This window comes from Bradyrhizobium sp. CCBAU 51627 (assembly GCF_028128765.1).
Classification (GTDB): domain Bacteria; phylum Pseudomonadota; class Alphaproteobacteria; order Rhizobiales; family Xanthobacteraceae; genus Bradyrhizobium.
Map to the genome: position 1 here is coordinate 206,606 of NZ_LBJG01000092.1, position 14,273 is coordinate 220,878.

Sequence of the window (14,273 nt, forward strand, 5' to 3'; positions counted from 1 at the left end):
GGCGAGACATGACCAACAACATCCACAACCTCACCCGCTCCACCGATGACGTCGTCATCGTCGGCGGCGGCCTCGCCGGGCTGTTCTGCGCGCTGAAGCTTGCGCCGCGGCCGGTGACGCTGATCTCGGCGGCACCGCTCGGACAGGGCGCATCATCGGCATGGGCGCAAGGCGGCATTGCGGCCGCGGTCGCCGAGGGCGACAGTCCCGAAGCGCATGCCGCGGACACGATCGCAGTCGGCGGCGGCCTCGTCGATGAGGCCGTCGCACGCGGGATCGCCCGCCAGGCGGCCTCGCGCATTCACGATCTGCTCGCCTATGGCGTGCCGTTCGACCGAGATCTCGAAGGCCGGCTGGCCGTGGGACAGGAAGCTGCGCATTCGGCGCGGCGGATCGTCCACGTCCGCGGCGACGGCGCGGGCGCGGCGATCATCGCGGCACTGAGCGAGGCGGTGCGGCGCACGCCGTCGGTCCGATTGATCGAGGGCTTTGTCGCCGAAGCGCTGCTCACCGAGGACGGCGCCGTCACCGGCCTGCAGCTGCGCGAGGCCGGCAACGTCACGGCAAGGCCGGTGGTGATCGCCTCGCGCGCGATCGTGCTCGCAACCGGCGGCATCGGCCATCTCTACGCCGTCACCACCAATCCGACTGAAGCGAACGGATCCGGTCTTGCGATCGCGGCACGCGCCGGCGCCGTGATCGCTGATCCCGAATTCGTCCAGTTCCACCCGACCGCCATGATGGTCGGGCGCGATCCGGCGCCGCTTGCGACCGAGGCGCTGCGCGGCGAAGGCGCGACGCTGGTCAACAGCAATGGCGAGCGCTTCATGACGAAGCTCCATCCGCTCGCCGAGCTCGCGCCGCGCGACATCGTGGCCCGCGGCGTGTTTGCCGAGATCGCGGCGGGACGGGGAGCCTTCCTCGACGCGCGACAAGCACTGGGCTCGCGCTTCGCCGACAAATTCCCGACGGTGCATGAGAGCTGCATGGCCACCGGGATCGATCCGGCCACGCAGGTCATCCCGATCGCGCCCGCCGTGCACTACCACATGGGCGGCATTGCCGTGGATGCACGCGGGCGCAGCTCGATCGACGGGCTCTGGGCCGCCGGCGAGGTTTCATCTACCGGCATGCATGGCGCCAACCGGCTCGCCTCGAATTCGCTGCTGGAAGCTGTGGTTTATGCCGCACGCATTGCCGAGGATATCGCCGGCCATGCGATCCCCTCGTCTGCCTGTCTCTCCGGGGCGCTGGTGACATCACGTAGCGGTGCGCCGGATGTTGCCGCCGTGAAGCGTCTGCGGTCGATGATGAGCGCGAATGTCGGCGTCATCCGTGAGCGCGACGGACTTGTTGAAGTCGTGCGCGGTCTTGCTGAGTTCGAGCAAACGGCAACAAGTACTGTCGTCCGCAATATGGCGACAGCGGCCCTGCTCGTGGCCGCCTCAGCCTGGAGCCGGCGCGAGAGCCGCGGCGCGCATTGCCGTGCCGACTATCCCGCCGAGGTTCCTGCGCTGGCGCATCGAACGATGACGACCCTCGCCGAAGCGCACGAGATCGCGGACAGCCTCGTTGAGCATTCGACGCCACGCATCGCGCAATCCATGATCGCCTGACGGAGTTTTTCATGACCACCCCGACCTCCCTGCTCTATCCCGACGCTTTTCTCTCTCCGCTCGCCATCAACGATGCGGTGCATCGCGCGCTCGACGAGGATCTCGGCCGTGCCGGCGACATCACCTCGCTCGCGACGATTCCGGAAGCGACCAAAGCGCGGGCCGTCCTCGTCGCGCGCCAGTCCGGCCTCATCGCAGGCCTGCCGCTTGCGCTGGCGACGCTGCAAAAGCTCTCGGCCGAGATCGAGGTCCGCGCGCATGTCCGCGACGCCGCGCGCGTGACCCGCGGTCAGCAAGTGCTGACGATCTCGGGCCCTGCACGTGCCATTCTCACCGCGGAGCGGACCGCGCTGAATTTCGTCGGTCGTCTCTCAGGCGTCGCCACGCTCACGGCCGACTACGTCGCGCGCGCCGAAGGTACCAAAATGCGCATCTGCTGCACGCGAAAGACCACGCCGGGATTACGGGCGCTGGAAAAATACGCGGTGCGTTGCGGCGGCGGCTTCAATCACCGTTTCGGCCTCGACGATGCGATCCTGATCAAGGACAATCACATCGCGGTCGCCGGCGGCATCCGCGCCGTGCTGGAGCGCGCCCGCGCCCATGCCGGTCATCTCGTCAAGATCGAGATCGAAGTGGATACGCTCGCGCAGCTCCGCGAGGTGCTCGACACGGGACTTGCCGAGGCAGTACTGCTCGACAACATGGACATCGCGGCGCTGCGCGAGGCCGTCAGGATAACGGAAGGCCGCCTGACGCTGGAGGCCTCCGGCGGCGTCACGCTGGACTCGATCGGAGCCATTGCAGCGACGGGTGTCGACTACGCCTCATCGGGCGCGCTGACGCACTCGGCGCCAAATTTCGACTGCGCGCTGGATATCGAGATGTGAAAGGGGAAGCAGCAAAGCTGCCTCAGCGTCATGGCCGCTACCGCCGCTCGGTCACGCCCATCTCGGCGGAGCTCTTGGCCTCCTGGGCAAGCTCGGCCGAGAGCGCGGCGGTCTGCGCGGGCGTGCCCCAGCTCGGCTCCTCGCTGCCATCGCCCCAGTTGCGGGGCCGGTAGAAGGTGTGCACGCCGAATTTGTACATCTTCTTCATCTCGGAAACCCAGGACGGGCGCACCCAATAGGCATGATAGTGCGTCGACTTGCCGACCTCGGGCAGCCAGATCTGGCCGTCGAGCATCGCCTTCGAAATCTTCTTGGCGCGCTCCCACATCTCGGGCTCGCGGATCACGTCGGGATTGTTGTCGCAGGCGAAAGTGAACTGGCAGGCGAAATGTCGATACTTGTTCTGGTAGACCACGCCGCACACTGTCTCCGGATATTTGCCAGAGAACACGCGGTTCATCACCACTTGCGCGACCGCGATCTGGCCGCGTACGGCCTCGCCGCGAGACTCGAAATAGACCGCCTCGGCGAGACACTTTTCGGACTTCGCGCGTGACTTGTCGTCGAGCGCCAGACGCTCGGCCGGCGACTTGGCGCGCTGGTTATCGGTATTGACCTCGCCCTTCGGCGCGACGCTCTCGCCGCTGTCGGTCGCGTTAGCGACGTCTTCGTTCGGCGGCGACAGCGAGGCCAGCTTCATGTCGGGGTCGGGCATCACGATCAGCGGTTCGGCGCCGGGCTCCCAGCTCTCGATGCTCTCGGCAGCGCCCCCGAGCGAGGAGCTGCCGAAGAACAGGCTGGAGGTCTTCACGCTGAAAGGATCGCGCGGCGGGGCCGCTGTCGTTGCCTGCTTCAGCGCATTGACCGGCTGCGCGGCAAACGACAGCGCGACGTCGTCGGCCTTCGGTGGATTGGCGTATTGCGCCAGCGGCGGCGCGCGCATGGCTTCCTGGAGCTCGGGATCCAGCGCTGCCGCGGACTCCGGCGACATCGCTTGCGGCTGCCCAACGGGCGACTGAGCAGGCAACTCAGCGGTCTTGGCGCCGAACACAGAGCTGTTCGAGGTCGCAGGATCCTCGGCGGGCGCGGCGGCCGGTGCGACCGTCTCGGGTGCCGGCGCGGGCGTCACGGTGGCGAGACGGTCGCCCTTCAGCGCGCGATCGACCTTGGGGAAATCGGAGGCTTGGTAGCGCGCCGGCGCCTGCAGCGCCGGATTGCGCGGGATCGAGCCGGTGACGTCGCGCCCATCGAGGCTCGCGAGGCGAACCATCGCGCTCTGCGGCGTGGACGTCCCGATCGGACGCGAGAAACTGTAGGTCGCGAGCTGAATGGACGAAGCTGCGGAGAAGACCTGCTTCTGCCAGCGCTCGGCGACGCCGGGCTGACGCGCCAGCAGCGAGCCAATGTCCTGATAGCCGATCTCTCGCGGCATCAGCGCGAAGACCAGGAGACCGATTCCGAAGGACGCGAACTGCGCGCCCTTCGGATGGTTACGCAACACTGACATCGATACGCTCACGCTACGCTTACGCCAGTCTCTGATCGAACTCAGTACATCCGTGCAATTCGATCTTTATTGTGGGTATCCAATTTAGGTTGCCGGGGCGTTAATTCGCGTTGCGCGCCGAGCACACTCAAGCGATGTCGGGTGTTTTCATGGGGCGATGCTGCGCCGTGGTAAATGCGGACTGATCCGAAGCGGTAAACAAGTGGTCAATGCGAATGGTGAAGGAACTCTTGATGATCGTTCTTGCGCGCACGTATCATTACGGGACGTGGTGAGTTTCCTCGGTCGTCGTTGCGAGCGCAGCGAAGCAATCCGGAGGCTTTCCGCGAAGACAGTCTGGATTGCTTCGTCGCAAGAGCTCCTCGCAATGACGAGCGGATGGAGCATCGCCCAAAATAAAAGAGGCGGGGACTGCCCCGCCTCTTTCAATTCGATTGTGCTTCGTCTTACGCCTGGCTCGCAATTGCCTTGCCCAGCGCGGCCTGGGCCGCGGCGAGCCGCGCGATCGGCACGCGGTAGGGCGAGCACGATACGTAGTTGAGACCCACATTGTGGCAGAACGCGACGGAGGCCGGATCACCGCCGTGCTCGCCGCAGATGCCGACCTTGAGCGATGCGCGCGTCTTGCGGCCGCGGGCGACGCCGATCTTGACGAGTTCGCCGACACCTTCCTGGTCGAGCGAGATGAAGGGATCGACCGCAAGGATGCCCTTCGCCACGTAGGGACCGAGGAAACTTGCGGCATCGTCGCGGCTGATGCCGTAGGTCGTCTGCGTCAGGTCGTTGGTGCCGAACGAGAAGAACTCGGCGCTCTCGGCGATCTCACCAGCGAGCAGGCAGGCGCGCGGCAGCTCGATCATGGTGCCGACCTGATAAGCGAGCTTTGTATTCGTCTCACGCATCACCGCCTTCGCGGTGGCGTCGATCCGGGCCTTGACCAGATCGAGCTCGGCCTTGGTCGCGATCAGCGGCACCATCACCTCGAGCCCGACGGCCTTGCCGGTGCGCCTCTCGGCCTCGACCGCAGCTTCGAAGATCGCCCGCGCCTGCATCTCGGCGATTTCAGGATAGGCGATCGCGATGCGGCAGCCGCGGAAGCCGAGCATCGGGTTGAACTCCGACAGCTCACGGGCACGGTCAGCCAGGCGCCGCGGATCGGTGTTCATGGCGCGCGCCACTTCCTCGACCTCGGCATGGGTGTGCGGCAGGAACTCGTGCAGCGGCGGGTCGAGCAGACGGATCGTGACGGGCAGGCCCTTCATGATCTCGAACAGCTCGACGAAGTCGGCGCGCTGCATCGGCAGCAGCTTGGCAAGCGCAGCGCGGCGCGACTGCTCGTCCTCCGAGAGGATCATCTCGCGCACCGTGCGGATGCGCGTCTCCTCGAAGAACATGTGCTCGGTGCGGCAGAGGCCGATGCCTTCCGCACCGAACTTGATCGCGGTGCGGGCGTCGTCGGGCGTATCGCCGTTGACGCGGACGCCGATCTTGCGGACCTGGTCGGCCCAGTTCATCAGCGTACCGAACTCGCCTGACAGCTCCGGCTCGATCATCGGCATGCGGCCGGCCAGCACCTGGCCGAGCGAGCCGTCGATGGTGATGACGTCGCCGGCCTTGAAGGTGCGCGAACCGATGCTCATGGTGCCGCGGCCGTAATCGACGCGGATGGTACCGCAGCCGGAGACGCAGGGCTTGCCCATGCCGCGCGCGACGACCGCGGCGTGCGAGGTCATGCCGCCACGGGTGGTGAGGATACCTTCGGCGGCGTGCATGCCGTGGATGTCTTCGGGGCTGGTCTCGATGCGGACCAGGATGACCTTGCGTCCGTCGCCCTGGAGCTTGGCCGCTTCGTCCGACGAGAACACGATCTCGCCAGAGGCCGCACCCGGCGACGCCGGCAGGCCGGTCGCGATCACGTCGCGCTTGGCGTTGGGATCGATGGTCGGATGCAGCAGCTGGTCGAGGGACGCCGGGTCGATGCGGGTGATCGCTTCCTTCTTGGTGATCAAACCTTCATTGGCGAGCTCGACCGCGATGCGCAGCGCGGCCTTCGCGGTGCGCTTGCCGCCGCGGGTCTGCAGCATCCAGAGCTTGCCGCGCTCGACGGTGAATTCCATGTCCTGCATGTCGCGGTAGTGCTTTTCGAGCTGCGTGTAGATTCGCGTCAGCTCATTGAAGGCCTCCGGCATCGCCGATTCCATCGACGCCTTGTCGGAGCCCGATTCTTTCCGCGCATCCTCGGTGATGTCCTGCGGCGTGCGGATGCCCGCCACCACGTCCTCGCCTTGCGCGTTGATCAGGAACTCGCCGTAAAGCTTGCTTTCGCCGGTCGAGGGGTTGCGGGTAAAGGCAACGCCGGTCGCCGACGTCTCGCCCATGTTGCCGAACACCATAGCCTGCACATTGACTGCGGTGCCCCAGGATTCCGGAATGTCGTGCAGCTTGCGATAGGTCACCGCGCGCGCGTTCATCCAGGACGAAAACACCGCGCCGACCGCGCCCCAGAGCTGGTCGTGCGGATCCTGCGGAAACTCCTTGCCGGTCTCGCGCGCAACCGCGTCCTTGTACTTGCCGACCAGCTCGACCCAGTCCTCGGCGCTGAGGTCGGTGTCGAGCGTGTAGCCCTGGCTGTCCTTGAAGGTGTCGAGGATTTCCTCGAAGTGATGATGCTCGAAACCAAGCACCACGTCGGAATACATCGTGATGAAGCGGCGATAGCTGTCATAGGCAAAGCGGCGGTCGCCCGACAGTTCCGCCAGCGCTTCCACGGTCTGGTCGTTGAGACCGAGATTGAGCACCGTGTCCATCATGCCCGGCATCGAGGCGCGCGCGCCGGAGCGCACCGAGACGAGCAGCGGGTTCTTGGTGTCGCCGAACACCTTGCCGGTCAACTTGCCGACATAGTCCAGCGCCTTCTCAACCTGCGACTGCAATTCCTTCGGATAGGATTTGTCGTGAGCGTAAAAGTACGTGCAGACGGAAGTCGGAATGGTGAAGCCCGGAGGCACCGGCAGACCGAGATTGGCCATCTCGGCGAGATTGGCACCCTTGCCGCCGAGCAGGTCGCGCATCTCCGAACGGCCCTCGGCCTTGCCGTCACCGAACGTGAAGACCCACTTGCCAGCCGGGATCTTGGCTGGAGCGCTCTTGGGCCTGGCCACAGCTTTTGCGGCGGGCTTTACCGCCGGCTTGGCAGCAGCCTTCACAGCGGGCTTCGGAGCAGTCGCGGTCTTGGCAGCAGATTTGGCGATCGGCTTCGGGACGCTCTTCACAGCGCTCTTGGGGAGCGCCTTGCGGGCCGCCGGTGCGGCTTTCGCCTTGGCGGAGGGCTTTGATTTCGCTGCAGTTTTATTAGGCTTCGAGGCGGCTTTGGCCATAGCTTGCACACAACCTGCGAGAGGGACGGGAAATTGCGGGCCTTACACCATTTTGGGCGGGCCCGCGCAAGTCAGAGTTCCGGAAAATCAAGGCCTAGAGATGGAGCCACTTCAACAAGCCGAGCCCGATCGCACCGTTGATGATGAGGAAAATCGCCACGATCAGGTTGAGCAGGCGCGGCATGATCAAAATGAGCACGCCCGCAAGCAGCGACAGAAGCGGCGAGATGTGGGCGACGGTAATGTGCATGAACTTTCTTTCCGAACGTTGAGGCGAATCGCGGCCGGATCATACCGGACCCGGTTCCGCGGGTAGAGACGCGCTGCGGCGCTATTGAGTTCCCGGCTTCGCGAAAACAGCCCGAAATTGCCGCGTATGCGGCAGGGCTTTTTCGGAACATCGCGCGCGCCGCAGCATTGGCAACCGGTCGCGCCAGTGGCGCTTTCCGTAAAACCACGTCGCAAGACGACGTCGAAGGAGTTACCATGCGGAACAGGATTCTTGCCCTTGCAGCGCTTGCGGCCGCGATCGGCTCGCCCGTCGCGGCGCAGGCGCAAACCGGGATCACGGTGGGACGTGCGCCGGCCGTGGTCGATGGCGGCCCGACGATTGCAGTCGAACAGCGGCCCGCCTTCCGAGAGTATGTCATCGAGCAACGTGTGCCGGCCTTCAGCATTCCCGATCGCGTCGTGGTCGGTGCCACCTTACCTGAAACCGGCATCACCTATTATGACGTGCCGCAACGTTTCGGTGCGACGACCTACCGTTACACCGTCGTGAACGGCGAGACCGTGCTGGTCGAGCCGCACTCGCGGCGAATCGTGGAGGTGATGGACTAGCGCCTCCCACAGTCGACTGGATGTCCGGCGCGTCACATCAATCAGGCTGACGCGAGCAATATGATCGGACATCAGGCCCCGCCCGGTCTTCCCCCCGCCGGGCGGGGCATTTTTGTGCGTCGTGCGCGCATTCTCTCGTGTCCCGGGCAAGCGAAGCGCGACCCGGACCCAGAAGCTCCGCGCACGCGGCAAGCGTGGGCCCCGGCTCTGCAGCGCATCACGCCGCGAAGACGTGGCGCGCTACGCTGCGTCCGGGGCACGAACCTAATCCTGGATCTTCGAGAAATCCGCCACCGCGCGCGTGGCGCTGCGGATCTCGTTGAGTAACTTCAGGCGGTTCTCGCGCACCCTCGTATCGTCGTCATTGACGCGCACCTTATCGAAGAACGCATCGACCGGCGGACGCAGTTTTGCCATGGCGCTCATCGCGGCAGCAAAGTCTTCCTTGGCGACGGCGGCGCCTGCTTCCGCCTTCACCACGCCGATCGCCTTGGCCAGCGCCTTCTCCTCGCCGAGGCTGTAGAGCGCAGCATCAGGCGCGCCGTCGAAGCTGCGCTTGTCCTTCTTTTCCTCGATCGAAAGGATGTTGCTGGCGCGCTTGGTACCTGCGAGCAGGTTCTTGCCGTCGTCACTGTCGAGGAATTTGCCGAGCGCTTCGACGCGGCGGACGATCATCAGGAGATCGTCCTGGCCGCCGAGCGCGAACACCGCATCGACGAGATCGTGACGTGCGCCCTGTTCGCGGAGCTGGACCTTGAGGCGATCGGCGAAGAAGGCGAGCAGATCGCTGGGCAGCTTCTGCGCGTCCGCAGGCTTCGCCGACAAGCCGCCAAGAGCGGATGCAGCCACCTTCATCAGGGACAGGCGCAGAGCATTCTCGGCGATCAGGCGAATAACGCCCAGCGCCGCGCGACGCAGCGCATATGGATCCTTCGATCCCGTCGGCTTCTCGTCGATCGCCCAGAAGCCAACAAGCGTATCGATCTTGTCCGCAAGCGCCACGGCAATACTGACTGGATCGGTCGGCACGCGATCGGCCGGCCCTTGCGGCTTGTAGTGCTCCTCGCAAGCCGCAGCGACGGAGGCGTCCTCGCCTTGCGCCAGCGCGTAGTACTTGCCCATCAGGCCCTGCACTTCGGGGAATTCGCCGACGACCTCCGTCAGCAGATCCGCCTTGGCGAGATGCGCGGCACGCGTCGCCTTGGCGACATCGGCACCAACGAACGGCGCGATCTCGGCGGCCAAACGCTCGATACGCTTGATGCGTGCAGCCTGGGTACCGAGCTTCTCGTGGAACACGATCTGCTCAAACTTCGGCAGGCGATCCTCGAGCCTTGTCTTGAGGTCGGTCTCGTAGAAGAACTTTGCATCGCTGAGCCGCGCGCGGATCACGCGCTCGTTGCCGCCGATAATGGTCTTGCCGCCGTCGGTGGCCTCGATGTTGGCAACCAGGATGAACTTGCTCGCGAGCTTGCCCGTCTTGGGGTCGCGCACCACGAAGCATTTCTGGTTGTTGCGGATGGTGGCGCGGATCACCTCGTCCGGCGTCTTCAAGAACTCCTGCTCGAACGAGCCCATCAGCACGACCGGCCACTCGACAAGGCCGGAGACCTCGTCGAGCAGGTTCTGGTCCTCGACGAGGTCGAAGCCTTGCGCAAAGGCAAGCTGCTTGGCGTCGGTGAGGATCGCGTCCTTGCGGCGCTCGGGGTCAAGCACGACCTTGGCGTCGAGGAGCTTGGCTTCGTAGTCCTCGAAACGACGGACAGAAATGGCTGATGGCGCCAGGAAGCGATGGCCGTAGGTGGTCTGGCCGGTCTCGATGCCGTCGACCTCGAACCTCACGACATCGGGCTCTTCCGTCTCGAGGCCGAAGGTCGCGGTGATCGCATGCAGCGGACGCACCCAGTTCAAGGAGCCCGGCTTGCCCGAGCGCGCGCCCCAGCGCATCGATTTCGGCCAGGGGAAGGTGCGAATGATCACGGGAAGAATCTCGGCGAGCACGTCGATCGCGTCGCGGCCGGGCTTCTCGATCAGGCCGATGTAGAAATCACCCTTGGGGTCGCGCTGGATCTTGGCTTCGTCCAGCGACTTCAGACCTGTCGCTTTCAAGAAGCCCTGCACGGCCGCATCGGGCGCGCCGACTTTCGGGCCGCGGCGTTCGGTCTTCAGATCAGGCTGGCGCGCAGGGACGCCGTGCACGGTGAGCGCAAGCCGGCGCGGCGTCGCGAAGGCTTTCGCGCCTTCATAGACGAGACCTTCGGCGACGAGCTTGTCAGTGACCAGACGGCGGAGATCGTCGGCCGCCTTGGCCTGCATGCGCGCCGGGATTTCTTCCGAGAACAGTTCAAGCAAAAGATCGGGCATCAGGCCGCTCCGCCCGCTTCAGTGTGGATCCAGGCCTCGCCGCAGGCTTTTGCCAGTTCGCGCACCCGAAGAATGTAACTTTGCCGCTCGGTCACCGAGATCACGCCGCGGGCGTCGAGCAGGTTGAAGACATGGCTCGCCTTGATGCACTGGTCATAGGCCGGCAGCGCCATCAGATGTTGTTTCCGGTTACCGCCTTCGCGCCAGCCGGCGTCGAGGTATTTCCTGCAGGCCGCTTCCGCCATCTTGAACTGCTCAAACAGCATCGCGGTGTCGGCATGTTCGAAATTATGCCGCGAATATTCCTGCTCGGCCTGGAGGAAGACGTCGCCATAGGTGACCTTGGCATCGCCCTCGCGGCCGTTGAAATTGAGGTCATAGACGCGGTCGACGCCCTGCACATACATCGCGAGGCGCTCGAGCCCGTAGGTGAGCTCGCCCGCCACAGGCGCGCATTCAAATCCTGCGACCTGCTGGAAATAGGTGAACTGGCTGACTTCCATACCGTCGCACCAGCACTCCCAACCAAGGCCCCAGGCGCCCAGCGTCGGGCTCTCCCAGTCGTCCTCGACGAAGCGGATGTCGTGCACGGCCGAATCGATGCCGATCGCGGCGAGCGACTTCAGGTACAGGTCCTGAAGGTTCGGCGGCGACGGCTTCATGATCACCTGGAACTGGTAGTAGTGCTGCATCCGGTTCGGATTCTCGCCGTAGCGGCCGTCCTTGGGCCGCCGCGAGGGCTGCACATAGGCGGCGTTCCAGGGCTTTGGCCCAAGCGCACGCAAGGTGGTGGCCGGATGAAAGGTGCCCGCGCCCATCTCCATGTCGTAAGGCTGCAGGATCACGCAGCCCTGCTCGGCCCAGAACCGCTGGAGCGCGAGGATAAAGCCCTGGAACGAGCGTTCCGGGCGCATATGGGCGGGCAATGAGGCGTCCATCGTCAGATCAGGCTCTCGCGGGGGGTTTTGAATCGCGCGGGACCGTATCGACGGCGGGGTTGGGAATCAAGGCAAAGGGGCGGATTCGGGCCGGTTCTCCGTCATGGCCGGACTTGTCCCGGCCATCCACGACCTTGTCGCGCAGCGTGAAGAACGTGGATGCCCGGGACGAGCCCGGGCCATGACGATTGGCGCTGCTACCCCGGCCGATACGCTCCGGTCACGGGATCACGCTTCAGCGTCTGGATGGTCCCCATGGAAGCGGCTTCGGCGACGCGCGACAGGCGCATCTCCTCCAGCTCCTCATTGATCCTGATGGCGGTCTTGTAGGCCCAGCGGACCACGGCAAGCCCACCCAGGACGCCCGCGAATGCGACGAACGGCGGCATCGGTCGATCCTTGTCTCATGCTCAGCCCCCACGCGCATATTCGCGCACTCCGGGCCGCGCTGCAATTGGCTCGGCTCCCGGCATCATTGGGACCAAATGGCGCGGGGAGCGCCCGGCCTAGAACCCGAATTTCGCCCAAATCGCCCGCGTCTCGACCGCCGAGATCAGCTCGTCCGGTAGCCCGGCGATTGATTCCATGGCCGAAAGCTGGCCCGCGCCGGGCGATTTCCGCCCAAGCAGACCGGAGAGCAGCCCGGTCGGCTGCGCGATCACGGGGGTGAGAACCTTGTCGCCATAGCGTGCACGAAGAGTTGAGCGGAGGTCGCTGATGCCGTCGGCGAGCCCGAGCGCCACCGACGTTTCGCCGGCCCAGTACTCGCCGGTGAACAGGGTGTCGTCGGCGCCCTTTAACCTGACGCCGCGACTCTCCTTCACCAGCGCGATGAAGATCTGGTGGATCTCGCGCTGAAGCGCCTTCAGCTTGGCGACATCGTCGGGGTTCTCGGGCAGGAACGGATCGAGCATCGCCTTGTGCGCGCCAGCCGTGTAGAGGCGCCGCTCGATGCCGAGCCGCTTGATCGCCTCCTGGAAGCCGAAGCTGCCTCCGACCACGCCGATCGAGCCCAGGATCGACGACGGATCGCAGAAGATCTCATCGCCGGCGCAGGCGATCATGTAGCCGCCCGAGGCCGCGACGTCCTCCACGAACACCAGCACGGGCAGCTTCTTCTCCGCCGCAAGCTGCCTGATGCGCAAGAAAATCTGGCGCGACTGCACGGGCGAGCCGCCGGGCGAATTGATCACCAGCGCCACCGCCTTGGCGTTGCGCATGGAAAACGCCCGCTCCAGCACCCGCGCGACACCTGCCAGCGTCATGCCCGGACGCAGCGGCGTCACCGCGCCGATGACGCCTGACAGCCGCACCACCGGCACCACCGCCGCGCCCGGGCGGAAACGCGCCGGCAGATATTGCAAGAACTTGTCGGCCAGGCCGGAATTTTCGCGATCGTTCAATTGTTCGGCCATGGCCTTACCTCTGGTTAACTATTCTTTATCACGCGACTGTCATTGAAGGTGCCTGGAACGTGTTTTGCAGAATCCCTGTTGGGAAGCTGCAATGAGGCAGCGGAGGAAGCGACATGAAGGTCTATCTGCTGCTGATGCTGATCGGTGCGCTTTTCACGGCGATTCGTTTTACGTCCCCGCAAGAACAGCAGTCGGAATCGCTTCCCCAGTAAGCCGTCACGGCTCTGCCAGCGGCAAGACCGCTCTCCCCTCCAGAATATTCCGCACCTCTTTTTTAGGCAGGTGTGACTCGTCATTGAGCACGAGGCCCGGCAGCAATCGCATCGGCGCCCGGCCGCCCTTGACGGCGCGCACCAGCACACGGATCGCCGGCCTTCCGGCTTCGCTGTGAACCGGCAGGAGCGAGACGCTGCCGAAGCCGCGTGACAGCGCTGCCAAGACTTCCGCGATCCCATCTGCGCGCCAGATCAAGGTCAGCACACCACTCGATCGAAGAATGCGCCGTGCTGCATGCACCCACGCATTCAGCGTCTCCGCCGTCGCGACATGCGCGGTATGACGCGCCTGATCCGCTGAGCCGCGATGCCTGATGGCATCGTTGAAGGGCGGGTTCATCAACACGCAATCCGCACTGTCCGGCCTGAGCCCATGTGCGGCAAAAGCCTGCGCATCCGCAGTGACATCGAGGACAATCACGTCCGCGGCAATCGCATTCTTAGCCGCATTGCCGCGCGCGAGGCCGGCCAATTCCGGATCGATCTCGACGAGGCAGAGATCGATCCCGGCGACACGCCGGGCTAGCGCCAGGCCGGCCGTGCCGACGCCGGCACCCAGATCGACCACGCGGTCGCCTCCGTGGGCCTGTGTCGCAGCCGCAAGCAGGATTGCATCGTGCCCAGCGCGGTGGCCGGATCGCTTCTGCGTCAGCAGCAGCTGCCCACCGAGAAAGGCGTCCTCGGTCATCTCTGTGACGGCCTCAATCATCGCCGCGCAGTTCGTGGCTGAGCCCGGCCTCGGTCAGGAGCGCCCTCGCCTCGACGGCGTCGTCCTCATGGACCAGGATCCGGCGCGGCAGGACGCCGAGCGAGCCCTCGATAATGCTCATGTTCTGGTCCAGCACCAGATGGTGGATGTTGGCGCCGTCGAGCAGCGCTCCGATCGCCGACACAAGCACAATATCGTTGGTCCGAACCAGTTCACGCAAACGAGCCTCCTGCCTGAAAGGGGTTGAGCGGCAAATGTCAATGGTTCCGCAGCACTTGCCGCATCCGCCTCCAGTTTCTATTGTCTTTCCATCAGAATAGCCCCTCCGGGGCAAATATTGGA

At 64.9% G+C, this 14,273-nt stretch carries 12 protein-coding genes; 3 read left to right on the plus strand and 9 right to left on the minus strand.

Annotated elements, in window-relative coordinates:
• Positions 1 to 8 precede the first annotated feature (8 nt).
• Together XH88_RS37305 and nadC are read left to right on the plus strand one after the other, a co-directional pair.
• Entirely contained in the window at positions 9 to 1,616 is a 1,608-nt protein-coding gene (locus tag XH88_RS37305) for an L-aspartate oxidase (RefSeq protein ID WP_271673139.1), read from the plus strand.
• A gap of 11 nt (positions 1,617 to 1,627) precedes the next feature.
• A complete protein-coding gene (gene nadC, locus XH88_RS37310; RefSeq protein WP_271673140.1) occupies positions 1,628 to 2,506 on the plus strand; it encodes a carboxylating nicotinate-nucleotide diphosphorylase in 879 nt (292 codons plus the stop codon).
• Positions 2,507 to 2,543: 37 nt separating this feature from the next.
• Here the strand turns inward: nadC and XH88_RS37315 are convergent, their stop codons facing one another.
• The 3 genes from XH88_RS37315 to XH88_RS37325 all read right to left on the minus strand — a co-directional run bounded on the left by XH88_RS37315 (position 2,544) and on the right by XH88_RS37325 (position 7,640).
• A complete protein-coding gene (locus XH88_RS37315) occupies positions 2,544 to 4,013 on the minus strand; it encodes a cell wall hydrolase (protein ID WP_271673141.1) in 1,470 nt (489 codons plus the stop codon).
• 446 nt (positions 4,014 to 4,459) lie between these two features.
• Positions 4,460 to 7,390 carry a pyruvate, phosphate dikinase gene (gene ppdK, locus XH88_RS37320; protein WP_271673142.1) on the minus strand — a complete coding sequence of 977 codons (2,931 nt, stop codon included), beginning with the start codon at positions 7,388 to 7,390 and terminating at the stop codon, positions 4,460 to 4,462.
• A gap of 94 nt (positions 7,391 to 7,484) precedes the next feature.
• The gene (locus tag XH88_RS37325) at positions 7,485 to 7,640 is read right to left on the minus strand and encodes a DUF3096 domain-containing protein (RefSeq protein ID WP_014497329.1); all 156 of its coding nucleotides are present in this window, start codon (positions 7,638 to 7,640) and stop codon (positions 7,485 to 7,487) included.
• A gap of 236 nt (positions 7,641 to 7,876) precedes the next feature.
• Here XH88_RS37325 and XH88_RS37330 point away from each other — a divergent pair, with 236 nt between their 5' ends.
• Positions 7,877 to 8,230, plus strand: coding sequence for a DUF1236 domain-containing protein (locus XH88_RS37330; protein ID WP_271673143.1), 354 nt, complete (start codon positions 7,877 to 7,879; stop codon positions 8,228 to 8,230).
• A 264-nt stretch (positions 8,231 to 8,494) separates the two neighbouring features.
• On the opposite strand, the gene glyS is transcribed toward XH88_RS37330, so the two are convergent.
• The 6 genes from glyS to XH88_RS37360 all read right to left on the minus strand — a co-directional run bounded on the left by glyS (position 8,495) and on the right by XH88_RS37360 (position 14,151).
• Positions 8,495 to 10,594 (minus strand): glycine--tRNA ligase subunit beta, encoded by a 2,100-nt coding sequence (gene glyS, locus XH88_RS37335; protein WP_271673144.1) that lies wholly within the window; start codon positions 10,592 to 10,594, stop codon positions 8,495 to 8,497.
• The gene (locus XH88_RS37340) at positions 10,594 to 11,532 is read right to left on the minus strand and encodes a glycine--tRNA ligase subunit alpha (protein WP_239621903.1); all 939 of its coding nucleotides are present in this window, start codon (positions 11,530 to 11,532) and stop codon (positions 10,594 to 10,596) included. Before XH88_RS37340 ends, glyS begins: the two co-directional genes overlap by 1 nt.
• 197 nt (positions 11,533 to 11,729) lie before the next feature.
• On the minus strand, positions 11,730 to 11,921 hold the full coding sequence (locus XH88_RS37345) for a hypothetical protein (protein WP_209966608.1): 192 nt from the start codon (positions 11,919 to 11,921) through the stop codon (positions 11,730 to 11,732).
• A 117-nt stretch (positions 11,922 to 12,038) separates the two neighbouring features.
• Positions 12,039 to 12,947, minus strand: coding sequence for a S49 family peptidase (locus XH88_RS37350; protein ID WP_271673145.1), 909 nt, complete (start codon positions 12,945 to 12,947; stop codon positions 12,039 to 12,041).
• A gap of 216 nt (positions 12,948 to 13,163) precedes the next feature.
• Entirely contained in the window at positions 13,164 to 13,931 is a 768-nt protein-coding gene (locus XH88_RS37355) for a tRNA1(Val) (adenine(37)-N6)-methyltransferase (protein WP_271673146.1), read from the minus strand.
• The gene (locus XH88_RS37360; protein ID WP_092298505.1) at positions 13,924 to 14,151 is read right to left on the minus strand and encodes a putative signal transducing protein; all 228 of its coding nucleotides are present in this window, start codon (positions 14,149 to 14,151) and stop codon (positions 13,924 to 13,926) included. Before XH88_RS37360 ends, XH88_RS37355 begins: the two co-directional genes overlap by 8 nt.
• Positions 14,152 to 14,273 lie beyond the last annotated feature (122 nt).

What these genes read in the sequence shown, in the direction of transcription:
- XH88_RS37325 (WP_014497329.1), bottom strand. Translation starts at nt 7,640, where the DNA reads ATGCACATTACCGTCGCCCACATCTCGCCGCTTCTGTCGCTGCTTGCG.
- XH88_RS37355 (WP_271673146.1), bottom strand. Translation starts at nt 13,931, where the DNA reads ATGATTGAGGCCGTCACAGAGATGACCGAGGACGCCTTTCTCGGTGGG.
- XH88_RS37345 (WP_209966608.1), bottom strand. Translation starts at nt 11,921, where the DNA reads ATGCCGCCGTTCGTCGCATTCGCGGGCGTCCTGGGTGGGCTTGCCGTG.
- glyS (WP_271673144.1), bottom strand. Translation starts at nt 10,594, where the DNA reads ATGCCCGATCTTTTGCTTGAACTGTTCTCGGAAGAAATCCCGGCGCGC.
- XH88_RS37315 (WP_271673141.1), bottom strand. Translation starts at nt 4,013, where the DNA reads ATGTCAGTGTTGCGTAACCATCCGAAGGGCGCGCAGTTCGCGTCCTTC.
- XH88_RS37330 (WP_271673143.1), top strand. Translation starts at nt 7,877, where the DNA reads ATGCGGAACAGGATTCTTGCCCTTGCAGCGCTTGCGGCCGCGATCGGC.
- nadC (WP_271673140.1), top strand. Translation starts at nt 1,628, where the DNA reads ATGACCACCCCGACCTCCCTGCTCTATCCCGACGCTTTTCTCTCTCCG.
- XH88_RS37350 (WP_271673145.1), bottom strand. Translation starts at nt 12,947, where the DNA reads ATGGCCGAACAATTGAACGATCGCGAAAATTCCGGCCTGGCCGACAAG.
- ppdK (WP_271673142.1), bottom strand. Translation starts at nt 7,390, where the DNA reads ATGGCCAAAGCCGCCTCGAAGCCTAATAAAACTGCAGCGAAATCAAAG.
- XH88_RS37305 (WP_271673139.1), top strand. Translation starts at nt 9, where the DNA reads ATGACCAACAACATCCACAACCTCACCCGCTCCACCGATGACGTCGTC.
- XH88_RS37340 (WP_239621903.1), bottom strand. Translation starts at nt 11,532, where the DNA reads ATGGACGCCTCATTGCCCGCCCATATGCGCCCGGAACGCTCGTTCCAG.